Genomic DNA, 23,276 nt, shown 5'->3' on the forward strand with positions numbered 1-23,276 from the left:
GCGGGCGGACATGGGGGGAGTGTGACCGTGTTGAATGGAATTCGGACATCTGCTTTCGCGACGTCCGATGCGGGCAGTGAAGGCGCCGGACGCCGACTGACGCACCGGTTTTCAGGATCTGCTAGGCACCCTGCTGTGGGCTCGGAAGGTGTTCCGATAGGCATGGGGAGACACTCCGATTGCCGCGTGCAGGTGCTGTCGCAACGACGCCCCTGTGGTGAAGCCGACCTCCGCGGCGATCCGGTCGACTGGGAGGTCGCTGATCTCCAGGAGGTTGCGGGTGCGCTGCGGGGTCGACCGCCACGGACCCCGGAGCTGGACCAGACCCACCGCTTTCTCAGTCGGCGAAGTTGTCGGTGTAGCCGAGGAAGAGCGTCCGCCTGCGAGTCAGGGCGTCCTCGAGGCGAGTCCATCCGGGCGCGTCAATACCGCCGTAGATGGGCTTCAGCTCCTCGATGAGTTCATTCGCCTTCAGCAGGGACAACGGCGTATCCCGTTCGAATCCAATCCAGGACGCACCGATACCAAGTGGACGATAGCCGTAGGCGTCGGCGAGATGACGAGTGACGGTGTAGTTCTGGAACGTGTCCCAGTCGACGCTGAAGTACCCATTCGGGAAGCCGGCGATTGCCGCCAGACTGTCGCGGACCGGCACGTGGAGAACGTGGATTTCGTCGTCGAGAATGGTGGTCGGGTCGTCGTTGACGGCGGCCATCCGGTCAATCCAGTCGGGAGGGCATTCTCGAGTGCCGTGCAGTTCGTCCCAGCTCGGTATGAGTTCGCTCCTGCCGAGCTGAGCCGCCGCATGAGCGACCTGCCGGAGCTCGAAGCGCCGTTGAGCGCCTGGGTCGTTCAGAAAGTCGAGATCGTCTGTCGCAACTTCGAGTTCATCAGCCTCGCCGGCGTGCATGCTCGTGTACGAGGCTTGGGCGAGATCGTCGAGCGTGATGAAGATTCGGGAGTCGAGATTTGCGGCTCGTTCTGCAGAAACCAGCGTCAGAATGTCATCGACGTCCTGAATGTCACTTAGTCGTGCGCGCGTCAAGACGCTGGCGCGGGGGTCCTGAGCTCCGTCGGGAATCCGGTCGATCTTCACTGACTCATGCTAGCTCTACGGCCCGTTTGCTACGGCCGCCGCGGCGAGACTGACACAGCCGGGCACTTGGATAGCCCGCAGTGGTTCACGAGGCCTGTCGGAATCAGTACTCTACAAAGCTGTCTGATCTCCTGGCGATGAATGTGACCTCCAATGATACCCACGGGGGTATATATCCGCCAACCGGCAAGGTTGGCAAAGTGGCCAGCTTGGATGACGAATGGCCACCTACGGTTGCCCTTCACAACAGAACAGACGGCGGGCCGGTGTGAATCGTCATCGGAGTTGTCATCCGCAGGTGCGCCGACCTGTGGTGTGACAACTACCGCGACGGCTTTCCCTCGCGATCGTGGTCACGATAGTTGGCAATTGTTCGTGCGAGAGCAACGGCTACACCGCGGTTGGCCAACCGATCTCCGTGATGTCGTCGGTCAGGTCGACGATGCCCGCGGACGGGTTCAGCGCGGCCACAACGTCGCCGGTCAGCGGTTCACCGTCGAAGAGGTGCCGCATCGCCTCAACTTGCTCGGTGCTCGGGGTCAGCTCGTAGTACGTGGCTGCCCAGCTGGCGTGCTCATCTGCGTCGCGGGTCAGCGCTTTTGCCAGGTCAGGAATCCGCAGTTCACCCGCGAGCAACTGCCAGATGCCCGCGTCGCACGTCGCCAACCACGAGATGTGATCCATCGAAAACGCCGGTTCGCCCCAGAAGTCCCCGAGCCCTGTGTTCGCGGGCGTATGGGCGGCCCAGCCGGCGGAAGGCGGCGGCACCGCCGGACTCTGGGGTTCGTAGGACTTGAATCCGATGACATCATCCGAGATCAGGGCAAAATACTCGGCGCCTTGGCCGTCCCGGGCCGAGGCCATCGACTGTCCGGAACCCCATTCCGAGTTGAACGAGTAGTAGCGGTACTCCCACTCCGGGCACAGGATCGCGTCGATGATCGCGAGGGCCTTGGCCCTCTGCGAAAACGCCCGGCCAACCGGAAGAGCTTCGATGGAATTGCGGTCCATGGATCGACTGTAACTGGGGCGACCGAAACCAACCGGAGCCGGCGGGCCCCACAACTCGGGGATCCCTCGGCGTGCTGTCGCGGTGGCAGGCGCCTCGTTGCAGTCGTACCGGACGCGAGACGAGCGTGCGTCGGCGCCGCAAGGAGGGCCGGATATGCAGACCTCTTGCTCCACCCCGTGGAGTGGAAGGTTCTGCAGACTAACGTCCGACAAGTATCGTGCAGGTCTACCGCTGGCTCGTTGGAACCCGTGAAGCAGAGCCACCCGACAGGCCATTGCCTCGGCTGCCCGGGCAATGGCCTGTCGGTGTGCTTCACACTTCACACGATCGTCAGGCACTTACGCCCGGCGACGATGCCTGCCGACGCCAGCTGCTGTCGTACCCGCCGCGGCCGCGACGAGCAGGGCGCTGCCGACAAGCCAACCGGATCCGTGTCCAGCGGTGTCGTTCGAGGGTCCGCCGCCGGCTTCGACGCCGCCCATGGGGGCGACAGCGACCTGCCCTCCGCCTTGCGGGGCGGGTGGCGCTTGCTCGCTGGGGCCGGGTGGGACGCTCGGTCCCGGTGCGCTGGGGCCGGGGACGCTCGGTGCCGGTCCCGGTGCGCCGGGGCCGGGGACGCCTGGGCCGCCCGATCCGCCGGACCCCGCGAAAAGGCTTCCAAGCCCGACACTTCCGAGTACGCCACTGCCGAGTAGGAGGCTGCCGCTGTTGGAACCGGAGCTTCCGAGCAACGGCAGAATCAAGCTGCCCAGATCCGCACTTCCGTGCTCCCCGAGGCTGGCGCTGCCGGCCTCCGCGCTACCGGCACTGCCCAGACTGCCCTCGCCGCTGCCGGAGCTCTCACTACCGTGGCTACCCGAACCGCCCTCACCGTCAGCGTTCGCCAGCGCCGGCGAACCGATCGCAAGCGCGGCAACTGCCGTCGCGGCAACCATGATGCGGGTCTTGATCTTCAGAGTGCGTATGTCTGTAGCTCTGTGCTTTGGCATCGCGATACAACCTCCTCGATTGGCCTGCGCAACAATTCGTAGAGATTCCGCCCAACCGCATGACGACAGAAAGAAGCTGCGGCGCCACCATTTCCTCACCCCAGTCAGAGACCAACTAAACCGGCGGCGCCCCATGCATATAGGCGAAAGCAACGTAACATCTCGATCAGCCGAAGGAAGGTGGAATAGGTTCAGGTGCACAACGCATCCCCGGCTGCGTCTGTACCGGAAGTTCTCATCCTGATAGGTCTTATCTGCACGTCAGCGCGCTATTGATCCCGTTGCGCGATCGGTGATTTCGCGTAGGGTCGATCGTGGTCGCCGGTTCAGATCTACCGTGAAGGTCGGGCGGCAAGTTCGGGGCAACGCCACACTCAATGCGCGGTGGGGTCGTGAGCGGTCCGGGCGGTACTGGAACGGGGATTAGCGGGGGGTGTTCGTCCGGCGCCGCCCCCGCCACGGCAGGTTCTGTCGATGCGTACCCGTCGGCAGGCCCTGCAGCGGCACGGTCCACAAGATCATTTGCCGCCCTCATTCCCGAAAAGCGGCACACGCCGAACAGGAGCAGTTCCTATGGTGAGAGAGCCGCTGGTGGAGCCCTATCGTCGACGGAGGAAGCCACACCGCTTCCGCCAAGCTGTCCGCCGCCGGTGAGACTCAGGTAGATCGGGTTGACGGCACCCTGGTGAATGGCTTGTTCCCGTCCGTCCGCGGTCGCTACGACTGGCATCCAGTCGCAGCGTTCGTTGGCCTGTTTGAGGTCGTCGTTGAGGCCGTCCAGAAGCATCGTGATCATCGAACCCACGATCTCGAGGTGGCTGAACTCCTCGATGGCGAAGTCCATGAACAGGTCGTACATCTGGGGTTCTTGCGCCGCAGGACGAAAGCCTGCGTGAAGTACTGCATCGCAGCCTTGAGTTCGGACGGGGGCGAGGTACCCGCAGAGGCGCCGGGGAATCCTCGGTAGGCACGCACTTCGGTGATCGTGACTCGAACGCAACACGGCATATGAGGTCCGTGACGACCTTCGGTCGGTTTCGGGTGGCAGCCTGCGGGGTATTCGGACAACGCACCGGGTCGCGCGTGCAGGATGGACGGAGGCGTTGTGAGGGTCGGGTTCAAGCTGTTCGCAGAGGCGTACTCACCGATCGAAGTGGTTCGGCAGGCGGTCCGGGCCGAGGAGGCGGGTTTCGACTTCGTCGAGATCAGTGACCACTTCCATCCGTGGCTGCACGATCAGAACCACTCGGGCTTCGCGTGGTCGATTTTGGGATCGATCGCCGCGAAGACGTCGATCCTCGAACTGGCCACCGGTGTGACATGTCCTTTCGTGCGTTACCATCCGGCGATCGTGGCCCAGGCGGCGGCAACGACAGCGTTACTGTCCGACGGCAGGTTCGTGCTGGGTCTGGGAAGCGGGGAACGACTGAACGAACATGTCGTCGCGCGCGGCTGGCCGTCGGCATCGACCCGCTCGGCGATGCTGCGCGAGTCGATCGAGATCATTCGGTTGTTGTGGAGCGGCGGCTACCGCAGCTACCGCGGTCGACATCTCGAGCTCGAGGATGCGCGCGTGTTCGATCTGCCGGAGCGACTTCCACCGATCATCGTGGCGGGTTCCGGCGGACCGGCGGCAAAGATCGCGGCCGAGATGGGCGACGGATTGTTCGCGACGGAGGCCGACCGGGATCTGATCGCCCAATACGAGAAGGCGGGCGGATCAGGCCGAGGTACGCCGAGGTCTCGTTGTCGTGGGCGCCAACGGAGGAAGCCGCCCTGCAGTCCGCTCACAAGCTGTTTCGGTTCTCGGCCGCGGGGTGGAAGGTTCAGGCCGAGCTGCCGAACCCGGTCAATTTCGAGGCTGCCGCGTCCGTCGTCCGCGAATCCGACATAGCCGAGAGCTTCGGCTATGGGCCCGATCCGGAACCGCACTTGGAGAGGATCCGAGCGTACGCCGACGCCGGCTTCGATCATCTTGCCCTCGTCAACGCGGGGCCTGATGTCGACGGATTCTTCGACTTCTACGTTCGAGAGCTTGCATCGGCTCTGAAATAGGTCACTCGGTTCGAAGGAGAAGAGGAGGTGCCGGTGATGCCCAAGACGACCAGATCTGGGCAGCCGAAGAAGCTGGAGTTGCCGGAAACGCTCCGGCGCTCATCGGCTAAGGCGCAACGTACCTTCGCCAAGGCTCACGATGCTGCAGCGGAGGAGTACGGCGAGGGGGAGCGAGCACACAGGGTTGCGTACGCGGCCCTCAAGCACAGCTTCGAAAAAGTCGGCGACCATTGGGAACCCAAGGCCGAGAAGGGGCCGTTGGACGAGCGAGCCCGCAGCGGGGGCCCGCGAGCGACCGGTCGAAAGGCCGAGGGCGTCGACGCCAATGCGAGCAGACGGCACCTCTACGACATTGCCCGGCGTCTAGGCATTCACGGCAGATCGACGATGCGTAAAGAGGAGTTGGTCCACGCGATCGAGAAGGCGAACCGACGACGAACTGCCGCCGGCGGGGCTGAAAGAGGCACTGCGACCTCTCGCTCGATGCGAGTTAGTGAGTAGTCGGGGCCTGACACGGTGGACGTGGGTGCCTCCCGCGTGCCTGGTGGAGAGGGAAGCAACGGGGGCAGTAGGAACGAGGGGCAAGATCAGGTGAACCTACAACGGAAGAAGATCGTATTCAACGTCGTCGAGCGACGAGGGGCAGACCAGTCGGCAGTCGCACGAGTCAGTGTGCGGCCGACCCGCTGTTGACTGCGCGAAAAACGACGAGCTTCTCGAAATCCTCGTCAGGTCGCAGTAGCCCCCGCTGTCGTAGCAGGGATGCCCGCGCGGTGAGTACCGGGCCGAAGGGTATGTGCTCGGTCGATACGACGTCCGTCGAAAGTCCTTGGCGCCGCAGCTCGGTCCATGTGGCGTCGATATCACTCAGGCCTGACTGCAGGAGCAGGAGGACTCCACCAGGAGAGAGGATGCGGGCGGCCTCGCGGCAGATGCGATCCAGATACGCTCGGCCGTCCCGCCCGGCATCCCAGCAACGAGCCAGGCCGCCGACGGGCAGAACGTCGTCGGCCGCAGGAACATAGGGCGGATTGCTGACGACGAGATCGAAATCGTTCGCGCCGAACGGAATCGTAAGATCGCCACGCACCACGCGTACCCGTACGCCGTTCAACCTGGCGTTGAGCCGAATGTTCAGCAAAGCCCGTCTGTCGACGTCCACCGCGGTCACTTTGCGAGATCCGGCCAACGCAGCCGAAACCGAGAGATATCCCGTACCCGCGCCGATGTCGAGAACGCGGGTACCGGGTTCGAGCGATTCCACGAGCAGCGTGCGTGCGAGGAGATGCGTGTCCGACTGCGGCGGATAGACGCCGGGCAGTCGCCAGAACCTGCGGGGAGTCGGCTTTCGCGGACGAATCGGTTCACCCGTTCCACACAGCGTCGTGTCCGACGTCATCGCATTACTTGTCCTGCTCGGTACGCTGGCGTGCCTCGTTCGCGGACGCCTTGCCGCGCGCCTTTTCTGCCGCTTCGCGCTGCGCGGCGGCCTTGTCCTGCTGTGCTTTACCCTCGCGCACGAGATCGTCCTGACCCGTCACGGCGCCCGCCGCTTCCTTGGCCTTTCCCTTCACCCCCTCGACGGTGCCTTTGACTGCCTCTGTAGGCCCAGACTTGTCCTTGTCCGTCATGACATGATCTCCATTCCGTGGATACGGTCTACGCAGCCAATACCCGGTCGCGTCCGCGGGCAAACATTGTCAGTGACCGACGGCGGGAGCGTTCGCGTCCTCGGCATCCAGCGGATGCGTCACCGCGATCGGCGCCCGACTCCAGGACAATCCGTGCTTTTCCAGGTCGAGCGAGGGGAATGCGAGCGACACCGCGGTGAGAGGATAGAAGGCGCTGAACCGGTCGTAGCGGTACTCGGGATGGAGGTTCACCCGACCGAACGGCACCTCCCGGTGTCGGCCCGGTCGAGAACCAGCACGTCCCATCCTCGGTTGGCGAGGGTGATCGCCCCGACCAGTCCGTTGGGCCCCGCACCGATGACGATCGCGTCCGCTCGCTCGCTCATCCGATCACCCGAGTCTCGGCGCGGTCGAGCCGTCGCGCGAATCGGAAGGAGTCTCCGCGAGCAGCGCCAGCCGCCGGATGCACTCCCGATTGCGGGGCACCGCGGCCAGTTCGACGACGCGCTGTGGAAAGCACGACATGGGAGGCGAGGCGAGATGCTCGCCCATCGCGATCACACGGCCGACCCCGTCGGGACGTACCTGAATCTCGACCCGAGCTCGACCGAAGCCCTTCGCGCGGGCGTTGAGCGTGAGTGCTTTCCCTGGATTGCCTCGAATACCTCGGTGTGGTCGATCAGGAACGGCCACAAACCGACCGAATGATGGATCCGTGCGCCGGGTGCGGGCCATTCGGGGTCCACGGCGCGCATTCCGGACGCCCCGACCACCCAGCCCGGATACCGCCATCCGTCGGCAAGCCCCTCCCACACCCTTTGAGGAGAAGCTTTGGTTTCCCAATGGGCCTCGAATCTCATGTCTGTCTCATCGCACCTGCGCCTCCGAAGCGAATGCAACTGACGGTGTATTCCCGAGGCTCCTGGAAGTTAAACGTGGGTCGGCACCGGGGCGCCTTGCGGACTGCCGGGTCTGGGGTTCCAACGGGATGGATGGTTGGGCGCGCCCCGGCCCGGGTCCACGGACTGTGGTCGTCATCGTTGGAAACGCGAGGAATGCTCGAGGGGTTTGTCCGAGATGTGTTCGGAGGGTGGCGTCGTGACCGGCGCGGTTTCGAATCGGGAGCCATCGGGGGCGCCGCTCGTCGCGATTACGACACTGGCCGAACTGGTCGCTCTGACGGCGTCGACCCACGGCATCTTTCTACGCTATTCGAGCGGGCCAGAACGCGATGCTGCCGACTGCCGAAGCCTCGACCTGGAATCGGGGATAGACACGCCGGGCTGGGCTGTGACGCCGCTTTCACCTGAACCGTGGTGGCCCGGGTCCGCCTAGGGATGGATAGCACGTCGCCTCCACCGCTGTTGCGGTCTTAGTAACACACTAACGGCGCGCAGCAGACTCACGATGAAAAGAGCGCAGAATCGGACTGCTTTCCCTGGTTGCTGACCGGCACCGTCATCGGTCACAGCCTGGATTTGGAACCGCTTGTCACGCGTCTCAGCCCCGCTGTTCCGTTCGCGTCGCCAGGTGTGTAATCCGCACAGACGGAATCGGCAGCCGACCCGCGTGGTGTCCAACAGCGGTAGCTGGACAAGCAGTCGAGGGGAGGGTAATTGCCAACTATGGTGACAGCCTGCAAGAGGATGCTCCCCATGCCGAAGCCGTTCCCCGAGGAACTCCGCCGAGACGTCATCGCTGTCGCCGCCCGCAAGCGCTAGGCCCTCTGCGCCAGATCTCCAAGGACTTTGGAATCACCGAAGGATGCCTGCACCGCTGGCTGAAGATCGCCGATCGAGAGGACGCGATCAGCACCGGCGGGAAGTCCACCAACTCAGACGAGTCCGCAGAGCTTCCACCGGCTACGACTCCTCGCTAAATAGGAGACCTACCTTAGTCCGGGGCCTCGTTCGTGGTCACGGCCGGATGGCTGGTGTCCCGGTGACGGAGATGAGATGGGCGACTGCTTCGACCTGCTTGCCCTCCTCACTGGTAGTGGTCGGCGTCCGGAACGGATGTCTGCTGGTAGAGCGTGAGTCGCCACTGGCCGTCGCGACGGGTGTAGACGCTGGACATCAGAGCGTGGAACGCCGGCGCGCCCTCGCCGCGGGAGGCCCGGCCGGTGTAGACCAGGATCGCGGTGTCCTCGCCGACCTCGATGAGGCGGTCCTCGCTGATCTCGTAGTCCCGCCACGGCGGGGCGTCGTCGAGCGAGGCGATCACCGCGTCGCGATCCAGCACGAAGCCGTGCGAGAGAACCATGACCGCATCCGCTGTCATGAGCCGGCCGTAGAAGTCAGCCCCCGTTCCCTGGCACAAAGATGCCCATCCTGCATGCTCCAGCCTCAGAATCTCTGCGCCGTCCATACGTCGACCCTAGCCAGCCCGAACCATGATGTCGTCGGCATTCGCACCGAGTGCCTCCTCACGTGCGGTCGAAGGACGGCTTCCGGCGGACAAGAAACAGTCGGTTCCGCTTGTGCCTCTATGTCATTGCCGTGGGAAGCGACAGTTCTATCAACGACCACTGCTCATCCGTCAAGTATTCGGTGCGCGACACAATGAAGAGTGTCGCCGATCAACCGCCCACATTGGGAGACACTCCCTAGGCCGGCTCTGTCCGTCGGAGGCGGGACCGACCTTTAATCTTCTTGCCGAATCTCGGCAGCGCTAGTACCAGTAGCGGCGGCCTCCGACTGCACGGCCTGTCGCGCCGAGTAGTGCGAGAATTACTCCGATTACCACGACCACGATGCCAATGGTCCAAATAATGGAGATTCCCGTCAGGAATCCGACGAGAAGTAAGATCAGCCCGAGCACAATCACCGCTACGCCTCACCCTCATTCAGATGACCATGGGGCGGCGGACCGTCCCGCGGTCAAACGAGCCCTCTGCTCATCACGGACATTCCCCGTTCGGGTGTTTCCCAAACCTCGCGGCGGCGGGGTTCGGGAGGCCACCGAAGGGGTACTTGCCGAGCGGACGGATGTGCGTCCGCCTGCTCCCAAATCAGATCCTGACGCCCTGGACAACGGGGCAGCCCACCGCCGAATCTAGTGCGAGGAAGCAAGATCGACGGCGATGTCGTCGACGGCGGGCAAGATGGCCGACCAGACAGCCTGCGGTTCGCGGAGATCGCAGCCTCTCAGAGCCCTGCAGTAGACCGTGATTGTTCCGTCGGCGCCAACTTCGCCCACCGGAAATGGCAGTGTCGGCCATGGTCGCGAGAAGGGCCACTCCCATTCCCAACCCATCACCGACTCTACTTGCAACACAGTCGAATACACACCACCTTCCCGACCTGTCGGTCGCGCGGTCACGAGTTTCAATGCTGCACGTGCCTCATCCTCATTGCCGCCGCAGCATCTCAATCGGGGTCGTCCCGACAAAAGATCCCGGTCGATGTGAAGATGCGGGCGGTGTTGTCCGGGGGAGATGCGCGGCGCCGAGGCCTCCCGCCGGCACGGGGTGTCGGATATGTCGGTGTCGAAGCGGAAGCAGCATTTCCTCGACGCCGGTCGGCAGCTTCTCGAGGCCGACGGTGCGGGCGAATCCTGCCTGCACCATCCCGGGCTTCACACCCTGCCACGTACTTGACGTAAGACAACCTCGCGCGTCAGGAGACGCCGGCCACACGGCATCCTTGGCGTGCCGACACTCATGCCGCGACCCGCGGGGAGATCATGATCGGACACACGGACTCCAAAACATATTCGTCACGTGACTAAATGACACCCCGCGACGGCAAGGCGGGAGGAGCAGCCGGGCGAGTGCCACTCGACGCGAGTAGGTGCGAGAACCAGCATCAGCCGATGCGGCAGCGCGCGAAGGGTGAAGCGCGGTAGCAGCGGCGACGGTCGGACGATCCACAGTCCATGAAAGCCCGCAAGCGCTAACCGATCTGAGCATTTGCCAACAGCGGTGACGAAAATGCCAACTAGGCGTTCGTGGACGGCTCTGGCCGATCTGCGCTGGCTGATCCGTGGCATACCGCCCGTCACGTCCAACCGGGACTAGCCGAACTGCGAGAGATGCCAACTATCTGACGATCCGCCAAGTTCGATGACGATTCACAGCCGGGGCGAACATTCGGCGTTATCGCAGGTCGTCGTTTCACCGATAATCCATATTATGTCAAGTAATCGAGATCGGGCGGTTCCCCGAGGAGACAGGACCGAACACTGCGCCACGGAGCCGGCTGCAGGTCCGACACCCCGCTGCGGCCGCGCGACCCGTGACATCGACGACCGACGCACCCGCCGCGGGCCACATCGACTCAGGTGCGATCAGGCTCGATGTCTCCGTTTCTGCCCGCAGCTCGGACCTGCCATCCGGGCCCCGGCGAGTTCACGGAGTCGATCTCATCGACTCGCGCAGCTGAGACGAACTCCGAGTATCAGATGCCGGTCGACACCGCGTCATGTAGCGTGCCGGGTACGCGGCCGGCATCAGACAAAACGCCGTCGCGTACTGCACTCGACGACGGATGCGGCGCAGGATCCCGAACCGGAACATCGATCGGACCCGGGCCTCCCCGCCGGTCACCGCCCCCACCCACACCACTGTCATGGATAATGGCGAATATCCATGCGCGCGTGCGGGTTTCGCTCGCCTCCCCTGCGTTGTCGTGAATCGCCGCGCTAGTTGGCAACTGGACCACCCCGCCGCCGGACGACCGCCGCTGCCACGTAGCCCACCACGACCGCGGTACAGACGCCCGGGACGTAGTTGCCGAGCCGGTCATAGAGCGTGTCCTCTGTCCGAACGGGCACTTCGACGAGCAGAACGCCGTGCTCGTCGGCGGGCATCGACCCGAGCCGGCGTCCTCGCGCGTCGAATGCGGCCGACTCCCCCGTCAATGCGGCCGCCGCGACCGGGCGGCCACTCTCCGCGGCCCGCAGCGCACCGAACGACGCGAGCTGCGCGGGCGCCCAACTGCCCTGAAAGGTGGCCGTGGAGGATTGGTACACCAGCATGTCCGCCCCCGCCCGCGCCTGCGCGCGGGCCATGTCCGGGAAGGTCTCCTCGAAGGAGATCAGCGGCCCGACCCGGAAACCGCCGGCGTTCATCACGACCAACCTGTCACCGGGCTGCCGGTTCTGCCCCGCCGCGGCGGTGATCCGGTTGAGCCAGCCGAGCTGGTCGCGGAACGGGATGTATTCACCGAACGGGACCAGCCGGATCTTCCGATAGGTATCGCGGATTCCGCTGTGGTCGATCAGGACAGACGCCTTCGAGATCGCGCCGGACTCGCCGACCGGCGCGTCGACGTTGACCAGTAGGTCCGCCCCCGCGGCCGCGGACAACGCGCCCAGCCGAACGAGCAGCGCTTGGTCGGCGGCCGGATTGGTATCGACGCTGCTCTCACCCCACACCACGAGGTCGACCGGCGCGCCGATCCCTCGGGTCAGGTCTTCCTCGAAAGAGAGCAGGTCGCCGTGCACGATCCCCGGCTGCACAAGCGCGACGACCGCGACGTCGGCTGGCGGCTCCGCTGGTCGGCACGCGGACCAGAGTGGACCCGAGGCGACCGCCACCGCCACCGCCACCGCTCCGACGGCCCGGGCTGCCACGCCGCCGACCACGCACAGGGCGACCCCAATGTTCGATGCCACGATCGCGAAGCTGACCAGCCACACCCCGCCGAGCGCGGCGAGCCCGAGCACACCTGGGTGCTGCCACTGGGTGGCACCGAGCAACGACCACGGCCCACCGAGCCACTGCCACGACCGGACCACCTCGACCAGCACCCACCCTGCAGGCACGACGACTGCGGCCGCCACCGCCCCGCGGCCGGTGACCGGCTCCCGCAACGCATCCCACACCAGCACGCCCCACCCGGTCCACAGCAGCGCGAGCACACCCACAGCCAGCGGGAAGAACCAGACAAGGTTCGGCGCCACCCAGTACTGCGTACCCGCGAGGAATCCGACGCCGGCCAGCCAGCCGCGCAGTCCGGCCTCGCGCGCGGTCGCCGCGGCGCGCACCAGCAGCACCACCGGCACCAGCGACACCCACGCGAGCACGCCGAGGTTCGGCTCGGGGAACGCCAACAGCGGCAGCGCCCCCGCGGCCGCCACCCCGGCCCGCGGCACCCACCGCGAACGCGTCGCACCGACTGTCCATCCCGGTACGCGGCTCCCGTGACCGGGTGGTTTCCCGGAGGACGCTCCGCTGGACACGTGTCGATTCTAGAGTTCGGGCCTGACCTGAGCGGGTCCTCCGTTCGATCCGGGCAGAGGTAGTCGATCGAGTTGGCGGAGGTCAACGGGCCTCCCGCAGTGACCACGCACCGTCATACGATGGACGCATCCGATGTCCGGCCGAACGGAGGACGCGTGAGGGACGACGACGCACCTCGACACGATGCGCGGCGGACGAACCGTGCGGGACCACCGTTCCACTCCCCCCGACGATCTCCCGGGTCGATTGCGTGAATCCTGCAGTCGAGCGCACCGACGAATACCGTGACGTGGGTCCGGTCTTCGAGTCGATGGCGTCGCTCGACCGCAGGGACCCGCGCTACCGCGTGCTCCGCGACTCCGTGATCACGCGGTGCCTCCCCCTCGCCGATCACATCGCTCGCAGGTTCGACGGCCGTGGGGAGTTCCACGACGACCTCGTTCAGGTGGCGCGTGTCGGGCTCGTCAATGCGGTCAACCGATATGACTCCCGCGTGGGGTCCGACTTCGTCGCGTTCGCGGTCCCGACCATGATGGGCGAGGTGCGGCGACACTTCCGGGACACCGGGTGGGCCGTGCGGGTGCCCCGCCGGGTCAAGGAACTGCATCTCGAGCTCGGTCGCGCGGTGTCGGTCCTGTCGCAGCGTCTCGGTCGGCCGCCGACGCACCACGAGCTCGCGGCGGAGCTGCGGATCGGTGAGGACGCGGTCGCGGACGGACTGCTGGCCGGCAACGCGTACCAGACCGTGTCGGTGGATGCCGGGACCGTGGGGCGCCGCCACGACCATCCGCTGGCCGAGACCCTCGGTGCCGACGATCGGCGTCTCGAGGCGGTCGAGAATCACGAGACGCTCCGGCCGATACTGGCGGCGTTGCCCGATCGCGAGCGCCGGATCCTGTTGTTGCGGTTCTTCGCGAACCTCACCCAGAGCCGGATCGCCGAAGAGATCGGGGTATCCCAGATGCACGTGTCAAGGCTGCTGGCCCGGTCGCTCGCGACGCTCCGCTGCCAACTCGAGGACCAGATCGAAAGCTGACGCTGCAGGTCACACCCGATCGACGAGCCGTTCGTGGCCGGCAAGCCGCGCGCAGTTCGCGCAGCAGAAGATCCGACTCTCGTCCTCGACGCCATGGCCGAGTATCCGGCATCCGCAGTGTCCGCACACCGGCGCCATCGCGTGTGCGGCGCATTCGAAGCTGTCGAACACGCCACGACGGTCCCCCATGATCACGGTGAATGCCTTGTCGTAGTCGTTGCCACACGTTTCGCAGTTAGGCATCGTCGTCCTCCTCCTGATGGCGTCGGTCGTGGTGCCGGCCGACGACGGTCTGATACCCCGTGGGAGACGGCTCTACACCTGACGGCTGTCGACCGATTCGCCGACGGGACCGGGTGCGGGATCGGAGTAACGTGTTCAGCGGTGACACCCTGCTTCTGCTCGGGCAGTGCGTCGTTGACGAGCGAGCCGGCGCCGCAGCCGCCAACTCTCGTGTGGGCCGTCACCGCATCAGACGGCATCATTCTCGATGACGATCCTACGTCGAGAGGCCACAGCCATCACCGGGGCCGGAAGAGGTGTTGATCAAGGCCGAAGCGATCGGCGTCAACTTTTCTCGACACCTACTTCCGCTCCGGCCTGTACCCGCACGAGCTGCCGTTCGCCGTCGGCAGCGAGGTGGGCGGTACCGTCGCCGCGGTCGGCGCCGGCAACTCGGCGTTTCTGGTCGGCGACCGGGTGGTCAGCGCGGACGCAGTGGGCGCGTATGCCGACTACTGCGTGGCACCAGCGGGTCTGTTGGCGCGGGTGCCGGAGGGAGTCGCCCCCGACATCGCCGCATCGGCGCTGCTGAAGGGCTTGACCGCGCATTATCTGGTCAAGTCGGTCTACCCGGTCCGGCGCGGCGACACCGTGCTGGTGCATGCCGGCGCCGGCGGTGTCGGGCTGATTCTGACGCAGTTGGCCACCAGCCTGGGCGCCCGAGTGATCACGACAGTGTCGACGCCGGAGAAGGCCGAGCTGTCCCGCGGTGCCGGTGCGGTGGAGGTACTCGATTACCCCGACGACCCACACGAACTCGCTGCGACCGTCCGTGCACTCACCGAAGGCAACGGCGCCGCCGCAGTGTACGACGGCGTCGGCAAGTCGACCTTCGACGCCAGCCTGGCCAGCCTGGCGGTCCGGGGCACGCTGGCGCTGTTCGGTGCGTCCAGTGGGCCGGTTCCTCCGGTCGATCCCCAACGCCTCAATGCTGCCGGATCGGTGTACCTGACCCGACCCTCGCGAGGGCACTTCAACCGGACACACGACGAGTTCGTCTGGCGAGCCGGTGAGGTTCTCGATGCGATCGCGGCCGGGTCCGTCGTGGTCACTGTCGGCGAACGCTACCGACTGAGGGCCGCCGCTCAGGCCCATCGCGATCTCGAAGGCCGCAGGACCCGGGGTTCGACGGTCTTGACGCCGTAGCGTCACGGATCTGCCTTGAAAGCACGATGTCCCGCTGCGCAGGCGTGCACAGCGGGACATCGTCGAAGTTAGAGGCCAGGCACACGTCGGGGGGTGCGCCTGGCCCTCAATAAAGTATCGAGACAGTTCCGTCAGGGAAAGCTGCATCGGGGTGAAATCGGGGGTGAAGCGGTCGTCACGCGCGCCTCACCCCGAACTTCCGAGCACATCCGCCAGGCGAACGGCGTCGAACTCGCGCGTTCGACGTGCTGCGGAATCCCAGCAGGTCGGGCGCGGACCAGGACATAGTCTGCGTCCGGGGCGTGCCGCGGCGAGGGGACCCGTCCGGGCGGCCGGTGGTGATCCGGGTTCGTTACGGCTGCTTCGGTGGCAGATCAACGGGTTGGAGCGCGGGTGGAACATCGAGCCCGAGATGCGCGAGCAGGACGGCGAGTTCGGCGTCGAGGTCGTGGCCGGTCGCTGTGATGCGGGGGGCACTGAAGCTGCCGAACTGGGTGCTGGGTTGGTCGACCGCAAACCATGCCTGGCTCGAGCTGTCCTGCCAGAGCACAGTGCGCAGCGGGGCGTAGAGCATGGCCGCCGGGTTGTGGCGGAACATCCGTTCGGCGATGGTGTGGTTGCCCATCAGGTAGGCGACGCAGGGTGCGGTGTCCCCGGCGAGCCGCATCACCTCATCGGCCTGGTTCTTCGGTCAGGAACCCGAACGGAGCGGCGGCGCCGATGAAATCGAGCATCTCGGCCCACGGCGCTCTCCGGGCGACGAAGTCGGCGACCTGATCGAAGTCCAAGGCCGGGACCGCCCGTTCATATCGGGCCCGGAAGTCGTCCAACGAGGTCGTGACCGGTAGCTGCAGACGGTTGACAGCGACCGGTGTGACGATCGGGACTCGAACGGCCATGACGTGTCTCCTGGCGAGGTCTTTCCGCAGCGGGTGGTCGACGGACGAGCGCAGTGAGGTGGTGGCAACCATCAGGTGCCAGGATCTGTGCTGTTCCTGACACGAGAACCTCCTCGTCGTCGAGACGTACCGGACTGGTCCGCCGGCGTCCTGGTCGAGCCACAGGCACGTATGAGGTCACGCACCCGACGGTGCCGGCACGGCTTCTGCCTCTCAACGCACGATCACTGGTACTTCACCCTCAGGACGGCAACTGCCGTCCGGGCGGTCGGATCCCTCCACACTAACCGCGGAGGTTGTAGTCGAGCAGCCGCCGAGGACATCGATCGGGTCCGGGCCGGCAGCCGATACACTTGTCGGGCGCGGTTCGAACACACTTTCGCCGCGCGTCCGACAGTCGAAGTCCCGGAAGGACATTGGAGCAGGCCCACGTGAGTGACGATCGACAGCTTCTCGAGTCCTGGTTCGGCGAGTTCCTGTTGCACCGCAGCACCGCGAAGCCGTCACCGCACACGCTCAAGGCGTACCGCCAGGACTTCACGGCCATCGCCGGGCACCTCGCGGAGCAGTCCGGGCTCGCCGCATCGGTGCTTCCGGTGGAGGTGATCACCAAGCAGTCGATGCAGCAGGCGTTCGCGGCGTTCGCGGCATCGCACGAGGTGGCGTCGATCCGTCGGTGCTGGTCCACTTGGAACACGCTGTGCGACTTCCTGTTCTCGATCGACGCGATCGTCGCGAACCCCATGTCGGCGGTGCTGCGCCCCAAGGCGCCGAAGCGGCTGCCCAAGGCGCTTCCTGCTGATGCCGTCACCCGGCTGATCGCGACGTTGCAGGAGGACGACACCGACGGGGTCCGACCGTGGGGTGAGCGCGATTTCGCGATCATCCTGATGGCGCTGCTGACCGGGATGCGGTCGTCGGAGCTGATCGCGGTCGACATCGGCGACGTACGCGGCGCCACCGATCCGTCGAACGGCGGCGCACGGGTGATCCTGGTGCGCGGGAAGGGCAGCAAGGAGCGGGTGGCGACCGCGGAGCCGGCGTTGGTGGCCGCGTTGACCGGCTATCTGGAGTCTCGCATCGAACGATTCCCCGGCACCGCGAAGCAGCGGGTGGCGGCCGACGCCACGCCGTGGCAGCACTTCCGCAGCGCCGATCCACTGTTCGTGGGGGCCGACGGCGCGCGGATCACCCGCGGAACGCTGCAGTACCGGGTGCTCCGGGCGTACCGCCGGGCCGGGATCAACGGCGAGCGCGCCAAGGGAGCGCTGACCCACCAGTTCCGGCACACCTTCGCCACGAACATGGCCGACGAGAACGTCAGCATCTTCACCCTCATGCGGATGCTCGGTCACGAGTCGATGAACACCACGCAGGTGTACACCGAAGGCGCCGGAACGGGCGTGCGTGAGGCCGCTGCCCGCAATCCGCTGTATCGGATGCTCGACGGCGGCTGACGAACCCGCTCGTCGTTTCCGGACATTTCATCCCGGAATACGTATACCGGAACGCCACTCGGGACGTACGGTGGTCGGCGGCGGTCGATGCGCATACCGCTGTCCTGTTCGACCTCTCCGGTGTGCCCTCTCCGGTGTGTCCCCTGAGCAGAAGGTGAATTCGTCGATGTACGCCGACGTCGGCCCGGCCGCCACGCCCCGTCACCTGCGACTCGTGGCGCCGCTGCCCGCGTCGTCCGCCGACTCCCCCGACTTCGCTGCCGACCGTGATCACAATCGGCACGCGTCGATATGGCCGGACTTCGTCAGTGTCCCGATCGTGCCGCCGACGGAGCTCGGTGCGACGTGGTGCGTGGACGACGACACCTACGTCGAGGCGCACGGTCGGCGGATACTGCTCCGCTGTGTCGACGTCGACGGCGTGGAAACCACTGTCCACCTGCAGGACGGCGTGATCGACGAGTTGGTGGCGGCGATCGTGTCGGCTCAGATGCACCGCTGCCCGGCGCACGACTGACCCCGTACTCACACGTACAGCACAGGTTTCCCTGTTCCGCTGCCAAAGCTTTCGGGACCTGCGACACTGGTCAACGGTTTGTTCCGGCGGTTCGACGCACCCGGTTGCGCGTCGCGGAGCACGGACCACATTGCCGATCCCGTCGTGGTCTCATCCAACGGGATGGCTCGGGTAGCGGGGCCCTCGGGTGCCGACGCCCTGATCAGCGGTTTCCCCCGTTCCCCCAGTTCGCCGCTGTAACGGCGGTCACCATCAGGTCCCACTGAGTGCGCAGACCTCCGATGCCGGGAAAGTGAGTTGGCACACTCTGTGACCAACGGAACAGAAGCGACGCTCACCCATAGCGGCTTGCCCGTGGACGCGACGACCTCGCAGTTCTTCGAATTCCCGCAGCACAGCCCGTAATTCGGGCCAGTCAAGAGTCTGGACATCAACTTCAGTGACAGCTACTGCAGACACTCGTGCCACGTCGGCGGCGCCCGCACCGCGCGGACGGTATGCCCGGCAGCGCCCTGCATGGGTGATCATCACCGTTCTCGTTCTGGTCGAGATCATCAGCGCGTTCGAGACGTCAATGGTGTACGCCGCCATCCCCACGTTCATCAAGGAGTTCAACAGCGACGCCGCCACGGTCGGCTGGGCTGTCACGGCGTTCCTGTTGGTGGCAGCCGCATCGGCCGCGGTGTGCGGCCGCCTCGGCGACATGTACGGACGCGAGCGTGTGCTGGTCGTCCTGCTCGGTGCTGCCGCCCTCGGTTCGTTCATCAGTGCGATCGGTGACAGCATCGGCAGCATCATCGTCGGCCGCGCCATCCAGGGTGTCGCCGGCGCGATCCTCCCGCTGTGCATCGGCCTGGCCCGCGAGCACCTCCCGGCCGCGAAGGTCCCCGTCGCCATTGCAGTCATCTCCGGCTCGGCCGTCGCGGCCGGTTCGGCGTCGTTGCTGGTCGCCGGCGTGATGCTCGACCACGCGAGCTGGCACATGATCTTCGTCGTCGCGGCGGTCTATGCGGTGATGGCGCTGCTGCTGGTGCTGTTCGTTCTGCCGTGGCGCCCGCCCACGGGGACCACACAGAAGGTCGACTACCTCGGCACCCTCGCATTCGCCCCGGCGATCGCGGCCGTCCTGCTGGGCATCAACAAGTCGGGAGCGTGGGGCTGGACCGACGCGAAGACACTCGGCCTGGTGGTCGGCGGTCTCGTCGTCCTCGCCCTGTGGGTGCTGTGGGAGCTGCGGGTGAAGGACCCGATCGTGAACGTGCGCCTGTTCACCGACCGCAAGGTGGCGCTGACGATGTGCGCGACCCTGGCGATCGCAGTCGGCCCGATGGGCATCAGCACCATGATCATCCCGATGATCCTGCAGTCCCCGACCACCGCGTCGTTCGGTCTGGGCATCTCCGCCACCAACGCCGGCTGGCTGTCGTTCATCGGTTCGATGTTCGGTTTCGTGTGCACGCCGCTCAGTGGCCGCATCACCCGGACCGTCGGCTCGCGGGTGTCGATGCTGCTCGGTACGACGCTGTTCACGATCAGCAGCGCGATGCTCATCGTCTTCCACGACTCGGTCGCCGGCATGGTCGCGATGATCATCACCGTGTCGATCGGCACCGCCTTCGCGTACACGGCACTGCCGAACCTGATCGTCGAGGCGGTCCCGGAGGGCAACACCAGCGAGGCGACCGGCACGAACTCGGTGCTGCGCACCGGCGGTCAGGGCATCGGCACCTCGATCGCGACGATGCTGCTCGCGTCGTCGGCCGCCGCCGCCGGTGGCGTCGCACCGACCGTCAGCGGCCTCAACACGGTCGCGACGATGATGGTCGGCCTCGGGCTCATCACGATCGGCTTCACGCTGTTGATCCGCCGCGGAAGCGTGTACGACCGCAAGTGACGGTCGCACTGTGACGTCCGACTGTGGGCGGTGGGGTTCATCCCCACCGCCCACCGTCGTCTGCGGGGTGTTCCGACGCCCGAGTTGGCGGGACGGGTGACCACCGGGCGGTTACGGTGACTAGGTCAGCACGTTTCGACGAGCCTCGAGGAGCGCGGAATGAGCATCGCCTCGACACAACCCCGCCGCCATCGCGTCGTGGTCATCGGATCCGGCTTCGGCGGATTGTTCGGCACGCAGGCCCTCAAGCGCGCCGACGTCGACATCACCCTCATCGCGAGGACCACCCATCACCTGTTCCAGCCGCTGCTGTACCAGGTGGCGACCGGCATCCTCTCGGTCGGCGACATCGCACCGGCGACACGGATGGTGCTACGCAAGCAGAAGAACGCCGAGGTCCTGCTCGGCGATGTCGAGACGATCGACCTGAAGGCCGGGACGGTCACCTCGCGGCTGCTGGACCGGACGACGGTCACCGAGTTCGATTCGCTCATCGTGGCCGCGGGTGCCGGGCAGTCGTATTTCGGCAACGATCATTTCGCCGAGTTCGCGCCCGGCATGAAGACGATCGACGACGCGCTCGAGCTGCGGGGCCGCATCCTGGGGGCGTTCGAGCAGGCCGAGTTGTCCGACGATCCCGAGGAACGCGCCCGTCTGCTCACGTTCGTGGTGGTCGGCGCCGGACCGACGGGCGTCGAACTGGCCGGCCAGATCGCCGAACTCGCCCATCGCACGCTGCAGGGCGCATTCCGTCGGATCAACCCGAGCGATTCCCGGGTCATCCTCCTCGACGGCGCCCCCGCCGTGCTGCCGGTGTACGGCGGGAAGCTGAGCCGCAAGGCCGCCGAACGGCTCGAGAAGCTCGGCGTGGAGATCCAGTTGAACGCGATGGTCACCGACGTCGACGTAGACGGGCTGGTCGTGCGGCACAAGGACGGCACCGACACCCGGATCGAGTCGCAGTGCAAGGTGTGGTCCGCCGGCGTGCAGGCCAGTCCGCTGGGCAAGCAGCTCGGTGAGCAGTCCGGAGCGGAGGTGGACCGGGCCGGCCGCGTGCACGTGAATCCGGATCTGACGTTGCCGGGCTATCCGAACGTGTTCGTCATCGGCGACATGATGGCGCTGGACAAGTTGCCCGGGCTGGCGCAGGTCGCGATGCAGGGCGGGAAGTACGCCGCCAAGGAGATTCGGGCGGGACTCGACGACGCCCGGTCCGAGGATCGGCAGCCGTTCAAGTACTTCGACAAGGGCTCGATGGCGACGATCTCCCGGTTCAGCGCGGTCGCGCAGGTCGGCAAGCTCGAGATCAGCGGCTTCATCGGCTGGATCGCCTGGCTGGTGATCCACCTGATGTACCTGATCGGGTTCCGTAGTCGCCTGTCGACGGTGATCTCGTGGACGGTCTCGTTCCTCGGCCGCGGGCGTGCGCAGATGGCGTCCACCGAGCAGCAGGTGTTCGCGCGCAACGCGATCGACCTGCTGCAGGAGCAGAGTCGAGCGCGTCGCGCCGCCGAATCACGTGAGGTCGGTTGACCGACCCCGCTACTTGTTGCCGAGCGCGGACGTCTCGGTGATGTTCTGCAGTCGGACCTGCCCGCGAGCGACGAGGCGCTGCTGCTCGTCCGTCACGGTCACGAGCCACAACTGCTGGGTGCGGCCCCGATGCACCGGGGTGCCCTCCGCGAACAGCACTCCGTCGCGGGCGGCGCGCAGGAAGTCGGTGTTGTTGTTGACGCCGACGACGTGACCGCGGTCGCCGAGCCAGATGCTGGCGGCGATGCTCGCCACCGATTCGATCACCGCGCAGTGCACGCCGCCGTGCATGATGCCCCACGGCTGGTACAGCGCGGGCGTCACCTTCCACTGCGCACGAACGCGGTCCGCGGTCAGTTCGGTGAACTCGAGGCCGAGCGCCTCGCCGAAGCCCTTGTTGAGGAATGCGTTGACCTCGGCGGGATCCGCCCCGTCCCCCAGCACGAATGCGTGCTCTGCCTCGCTCGCCATGATCTGCTCCATCGATTCTGGTAGGGCGACCGAGCCCCGAGGTGCCCGACCGACCCGCCTGCCGAATATGTACCTCGTCATAGTGATCCACCGCCGTCGGCGGCACGCACTCGACCCGCCGGAAAGACGAACCGGCGGGTTCCGCGCCATATGCGCGGAACCCGCCGTGGAGGGGACCGGGAGTCACTGCAGCCCTCAGGACTCCGGCACGGTCCAGCAGTATTGATGAATCGAGAATAGGAAAGGCTGCCCTAATTCGTCAACCCCTTCGTCAACCCCTTCGTCAGCAGGCGTGCGCCAGCATGGCCCGCGTGCGCACCGGAACACCCGCAGCCTCGAACGCGTCCAGCAGGCCCTGACCGCGCCGGGACGCGACAGACTGCGACGAACCCGCCAGGATCGGTACCCGCGTCGTCACGCCCAGGACCGCGTCGGCGACCAGGCTGCCGAGTCGCAGCTGGTCGACGGACGCGAATCCGTCCAGTGCGCACCGAATCGCCGACAGCGACGTGACGCAGCGGTGCGCAGTCCACACCAGTAGGGCTCGCTCACACGGCAGGGTGACGACGTCGCGCGAGCCGGCCAGACCGTCGTCGGGCAACACACGCAGCGTGTCGTCCACGACGCCCGCCCAGTCGATGCCGCTGTCGCTGTCCATGTGGATCCAGAGGTTGTCCACGCCGGGGTCCCACGCTCGCCCCTCCAGCACCACGAGCGCCGCGACCCGGCCGACCACCGCGTGCACGAGCGCCGACGCCACCTGTATCGCGGCCGCGTCCGGGGAGTGCAGATCGTCGAGCATGCGCTCGTACATCTGACCCACTCGATGACCCTGCAGTTCGGCCGGCTCCCCGCCTCCGGCGCACGACGCGATCGGCCACCACCGCCGCTTGCCCTGATGCGCCATCGTCGCGACCGCGTAGACCCGCGGGTAGTCCGGCGAGACGTCGCGCAGTCGCGAACACGAGTCCGCCAGTGCCGTTGCCTCGGACACGGTGAACTGGAATTGCGCGGTCGCGGACATCGAGCCTCCATCAAGCGTTCGGTTAGTTCCGTCGAGTAGTTCTTCGGCAA

Annotated in this window: 22 protein-coding genes and 4 pseudogenes; 10 read left to right on the plus strand and 16 right to left on the minus strand. The window is 66.1% G+C overall.

All coding sequences use genetic code 11. The annotated features are described in order from the left end of the window. Positions 1-337 precede the first annotated feature (337 nt). The 4 genes and pseudogenes from HUN07_RS14090 to HUN07_RS26990 all read right to left on the minus strand — a co-directional run. The gene (locus HUN07_RS14090; RefSeq protein WP_147283564.1) at positions 338-1,096 is read right to left on the minus strand and encodes a hypothetical protein; all 759 of its coding nucleotides are present in this window, start codon (positions 1,094-1,096) and stop codon (positions 338-340) included. A 390-nt stretch (positions 1,097-1,486) separates the two neighbouring features. Further along, positions 1,487-2,107, minus strand: a complete 621-nt coding sequence (locus tag HUN07_RS14095; RefSeq protein ID WP_174910383.1) for a hypothetical protein — start codon at positions 2,105-2,107, stop codon at positions 1,487-1,489. A gap of 339 nt (positions 2,108-2,446) precedes the next feature. After that, entirely contained in the window at positions 2,447-3,097 is a 651-nt protein-coding gene (locus HUN07_RS14100) for a hypothetical protein (protein WP_254622508.1), read from the minus strand. A gap of 640 nt (positions 3,098-3,737) precedes the next feature. After that, positions 3,738-4,018 (minus strand): annotated as a pseudogene (locus tag HUN07_RS26990) (manganese catalase family protein); the annotation flags it as partial. A 184-nt stretch (positions 4,019-4,202) separates the two neighbouring features. Here HUN07_RS26990 and HUN07_RS14110 point away from each other — a divergent pair. Both HUN07_RS14110 and HUN07_RS14115 read left to right on the plus strand, forming a co-directional pair. Continuing rightward, positions 4,203-5,152, plus strand: a pseudogene (locus HUN07_RS14110) (TIGR03557 family F420-dependent LLM class oxidoreductase). Positions 5,153-5,188: 36 nt separating this feature from the next. Then, on the plus strand, positions 5,189-5,653 hold the full coding sequence (locus HUN07_RS14115) for a ChaB family protein (protein WP_174910385.1): 465 nt from the start codon (positions 5,189-5,191) through the stop codon (positions 5,651-5,653). A 166-nt stretch (positions 5,654-5,819) separates the two neighbouring features. Here HUN07_RS14115 and HUN07_RS14120 read toward each other — a convergent pair whose 3' ends face one another. From HUN07_RS14120 to HUN07_RS27615, 4 genes are all read right to left on the minus strand, one after another. Beyond that, a complete protein-coding gene (locus HUN07_RS14120; protein WP_174910387.1) occupies positions 5,820-6,551 on the minus strand; it encodes a HemK2/MTQ2 family protein methyltransferase in 732 nt (243 codons plus the stop codon). Positions 6,552-6,555: 4 nt separating this feature from the next. Beyond that, complete coding sequence (gene mbp1 / locus HUN07_RS14125) at positions 6,556-6,783, minus strand: microaggregate-binding protein 1 (protein ID WP_174910389.1); 228 nt, start codon at positions 6,781-6,783, stop codon at positions 6,556-6,558. A 69-nt stretch (positions 6,784-6,852) separates the two neighbouring features. Next, positions 6,853-7,035 carry a hypothetical protein gene (locus tag HUN07_RS27610; RefSeq protein WP_441346768.1) on the minus strand — a complete coding sequence of 61 codons (183 nt, stop codon included), beginning with the start codon at positions 7,033-7,035 and terminating at the stop codon, positions 6,853-6,855. After that, entirely contained in the window at positions 7,032-7,169 is a 138-nt protein-coding gene (locus tag HUN07_RS27615; protein ID WP_441346769.1) for an FAD-dependent oxidoreductase, read from the minus strand. Before HUN07_RS27615 ends, HUN07_RS27610 begins: the two co-directional genes overlap by 4 nt. A gap of 691 nt (positions 7,170-7,860) precedes the next feature. Here HUN07_RS27615 and HUN07_RS27470 point away from each other — a divergent pair. Together HUN07_RS27470 and HUN07_RS14135 are read left to right on the plus strand one after the other, a co-directional pair. Beyond that, positions 7,861-8,118, plus strand: coding sequence for a DUF6098 family protein (locus HUN07_RS27470; protein WP_368077014.1), 258 nt, complete (start codon positions 7,861-7,863; stop codon positions 8,116-8,118). Between the two features lie 320 nt (positions 8,119-8,438). Then, a pseudogene (locus HUN07_RS14135) lies at positions 8,439-8,632 on the plus strand (transposase); the annotation flags it as partial. 137 nt (positions 8,633-8,769) lie between these two features. On the opposite strand, the gene HUN07_RS14140 reads toward HUN07_RS14135, so the two are convergent. From HUN07_RS14140 to lnt, 3 genes are all read right to left on the minus strand, one after another. Further along, positions 8,770-9,150 carry a nuclear transport factor 2 family protein gene (locus HUN07_RS14140; RefSeq protein WP_114723562.1) on the minus strand — a complete coding sequence of 127 codons (381 nt, stop codon included), beginning with the start codon at positions 9,148-9,150 and terminating at the stop codon, positions 8,770-8,772. Positions 9,151-9,453: 303 nt separating this feature from the next. Continuing rightward, positions 9,454-9,609: a DUF6131 family protein gene (locus tag HUN07_RS26995; RefSeq protein ID WP_220181949.1), complete on the minus strand. Its 156-nt coding sequence runs from the start codon at positions 9,607-9,609 to the stop codon at positions 9,454-9,456. A gap of 1,815 nt (positions 9,610-11,424) precedes the next feature. Continuing rightward, the gene (gene lnt / locus HUN07_RS14145) at positions 11,425-12,966 is read right to left on the minus strand and encodes an apolipoprotein N-acyltransferase (protein WP_174910391.1); all 1,542 of its coding nucleotides are present in this window, start codon (positions 12,964-12,966) and stop codon (positions 11,425-11,427) included. 251 nt (positions 12,967-13,217) lie between these two features. Between lnt and HUN07_RS14150 the strand changes: the two genes are divergently transcribed. Next, a complete protein-coding gene (locus HUN07_RS14150; RefSeq protein ID WP_302675453.1) occupies positions 13,218-14,003 on the plus strand; it encodes a SigB/SigF/SigG family RNA polymerase sigma factor in 786 nt (261 codons plus the stop codon). Positions 14,004-14,012: 9 nt separating this feature from the next. On the opposite strand, the gene HUN07_RS14155 is transcribed toward HUN07_RS14150, so the two are convergent. Beyond that, positions 14,013-14,246: a hypothetical protein gene (locus HUN07_RS14155; RefSeq protein WP_114723560.1), complete on the minus strand. Its 234-nt coding sequence runs from the start codon at positions 14,244-14,246 to the stop codon at positions 14,013-14,015. Positions 14,247-14,500: 254 nt separating this feature from the next. Between HUN07_RS14155 and HUN07_RS14160 the strand changes: the two are divergent. Then, positions 14,501-15,431: pseudogene (locus HUN07_RS14160) on the plus strand (quinone oxidoreductase family protein); the annotation flags it as partial. Between the two features lie 352 nt (positions 15,432-15,783). Here the strand turns inward: HUN07_RS14160 and HUN07_RS14165 are convergent. After that, entirely contained in the window at positions 15,784-16,098 is a 315-nt protein-coding gene (locus HUN07_RS14165) for a DUF302 domain-containing protein (RefSeq protein WP_174910393.1), read from the minus strand. A gap of 4 nt (positions 16,099-16,102) precedes the next feature. After that, on the minus strand, positions 16,103-16,330 hold the full coding sequence (locus HUN07_RS14170; protein ID WP_174910395.1) for a hypothetical protein: 228 nt from the start codon (positions 16,328-16,330) through the stop codon (positions 16,103-16,105). Between the two features lie 431 nt (positions 16,331-16,761). Between HUN07_RS14170 and HUN07_RS14175 the strand changes: the two genes are divergently transcribed. The 4 genes from HUN07_RS14175 to HUN07_RS14190 all read left to right on the plus strand — a co-directional run bounded on the left by HUN07_RS14175 (position 16,762) and on the right by HUN07_RS14190 (position 21,731). Next, complete coding sequence (locus HUN07_RS14175; RefSeq protein ID WP_254622509.1) at positions 16,762-17,787, plus strand: tyrosine-type recombinase/integrase; 1,026 nt, start codon at positions 16,762-16,764, stop codon at positions 17,785-17,787. A gap of 136 nt (positions 17,788-17,923) precedes the next feature. Beyond that, the gene (locus HUN07_RS14180; RefSeq protein WP_174910399.1) at positions 17,924-18,304 is read left to right on the plus strand and encodes a hypothetical protein; all 381 of its coding nucleotides are present in this window, start codon (positions 17,924-17,926) and stop codon (positions 18,302-18,304) included. 520 nt (positions 18,305-18,824) lie between these two features. After that, a complete protein-coding gene (locus tag HUN07_RS14185) occupies positions 18,825-20,198 on the plus strand; it encodes an MFS transporter (protein ID WP_174910400.1) in 1,374 nt (457 codons plus the stop codon). A 159-nt stretch (positions 20,199-20,357) separates the two neighbouring features. Next, positions 20,358-21,731: an NAD(P)/FAD-dependent oxidoreductase gene (locus HUN07_RS14190; protein ID WP_174910402.1), complete on the plus strand. Its 1,374-nt coding sequence runs from the start codon at positions 20,358-20,360 to the stop codon at positions 21,729-21,731. Between the two features lie 9 nt (positions 21,732-21,740). On the opposite strand, the gene HUN07_RS14195 is transcribed toward HUN07_RS14190, so the two are convergent. Beyond that, the gene (locus HUN07_RS14195; RefSeq protein ID WP_114723597.1) at positions 21,741-22,202 is read right to left on the minus strand and encodes a PaaI family thioesterase; all 462 of its coding nucleotides are present in this window, start codon (positions 22,200-22,202) and stop codon (positions 21,741-21,743) included. A 283-nt stretch (positions 22,203-22,485) separates the two neighbouring features. After that, positions 22,486-23,226 (minus strand): hypothetical protein, encoded by a 741-nt coding sequence (locus tag HUN07_RS14200; protein WP_174910404.1) that lies wholly within the window; start codon positions 23,224-23,226, stop codon positions 22,486-22,488. Positions 23,227-23,276: the final 50 nt, after the last annotated feature.

The organism is Rhodococcus sp. W8901, assembly GCF_013348805.1.
GTDB lineage: Bacteria > Actinomycetota > Actinomycetes > Mycobacteriales > Mycobacteriaceae > Prescottella.

Bases quoted from the DNA above. Each gene is read 5' to 3' on its own strand.
- HUN07_RS14195 (WP_114723597.1), bottom strand. From the start codon at position 22,202: ATGGCGAGCGAGGCAGAGCACGCATTCGTGCTGGGGGACGGGGCGGAT.
- HUN07_RS14100 (WP_254622508.1), bottom strand. From the start codon at position 3,097: ATGCCAAAGCACAGAGCTACAGACATACGCACTCTGAAGATCAAGACC.
- HUN07_RS14165 (WP_174910393.1), bottom strand. From the start codon at position 16,098: ATGCGGCTCGCCGGGGACACCGCACCCTGCGTCGCCTACCTGATGGGC.
- HUN07_RS27615 (WP_441346769.1), bottom strand. From the start codon at position 7,169: ATGAGCGAGCGAGCGGACGCGATCGTCATCGGTGCGGGGCCCAACGGA.
- HUN07_RS14190 (WP_174910402.1), top strand. From the start codon at position 20,358: ATGAGCATCGCCTCGACACAACCCCGCCGCCATCGCGTCGTGGTCATC.
- HUN07_RS14140 (WP_114723562.1), bottom strand. From the start codon at position 9,150: ATGGACGGCGCAGAGATTCTGAGGCTGGAGCATGCAGGATGGGCATCT.
- HUN07_RS14200 (WP_174910404.1), bottom strand. From the start codon at position 23,226: ATGTCCGCGACCGCGCAATTCCAGTTCACCGTGTCCGAGGCAACGGCA.
- HUN07_RS27470 (WP_368077014.1), top strand. From the start codon at position 7,861: ATGTGTTCGGAGGGTGGCGTCGTGACCGGCGCGGTTTCGAATCGGGAG.
- HUN07_RS14155 (WP_114723560.1), bottom strand. From the start codon at position 14,246: ATGCCTAACTGCGAAACGTGTGGCAACGACTACGACAAGGCATTCACC.
- HUN07_RS14115 (WP_174910385.1), top strand. From the start codon at position 5,189: ATGCCCAAGACGACCAGATCTGGGCAGCCGAAGAAGCTGGAGTTGCCG.
- HUN07_RS14120 (WP_174910387.1), bottom strand. From the start codon at position 6,551: ATGACGTCGGACACGACGCTGTGTGGAACGGGTGAACCGATTCGTCCG.
- HUN07_RS14095 (WP_174910383.1), bottom strand. From the start codon at position 2,107: ATGGACCGCAATTCCATCGAAGCTCTTCCGGTTGGCCGGGCGTTTTCG.
- HUN07_RS14170 (WP_174910395.1), bottom strand. From the start codon at position 16,330: ATGGCCGTTCGAGTCCCGATCGTCACACCGGTCGCTGTCAACCGTCTG.
- mbp1 (WP_174910389.1), bottom strand. From the start codon at position 6,783: ATGACGGACAAGGACAAGTCTGGGCCTACAGAGGCAGTCAAAGGCACC.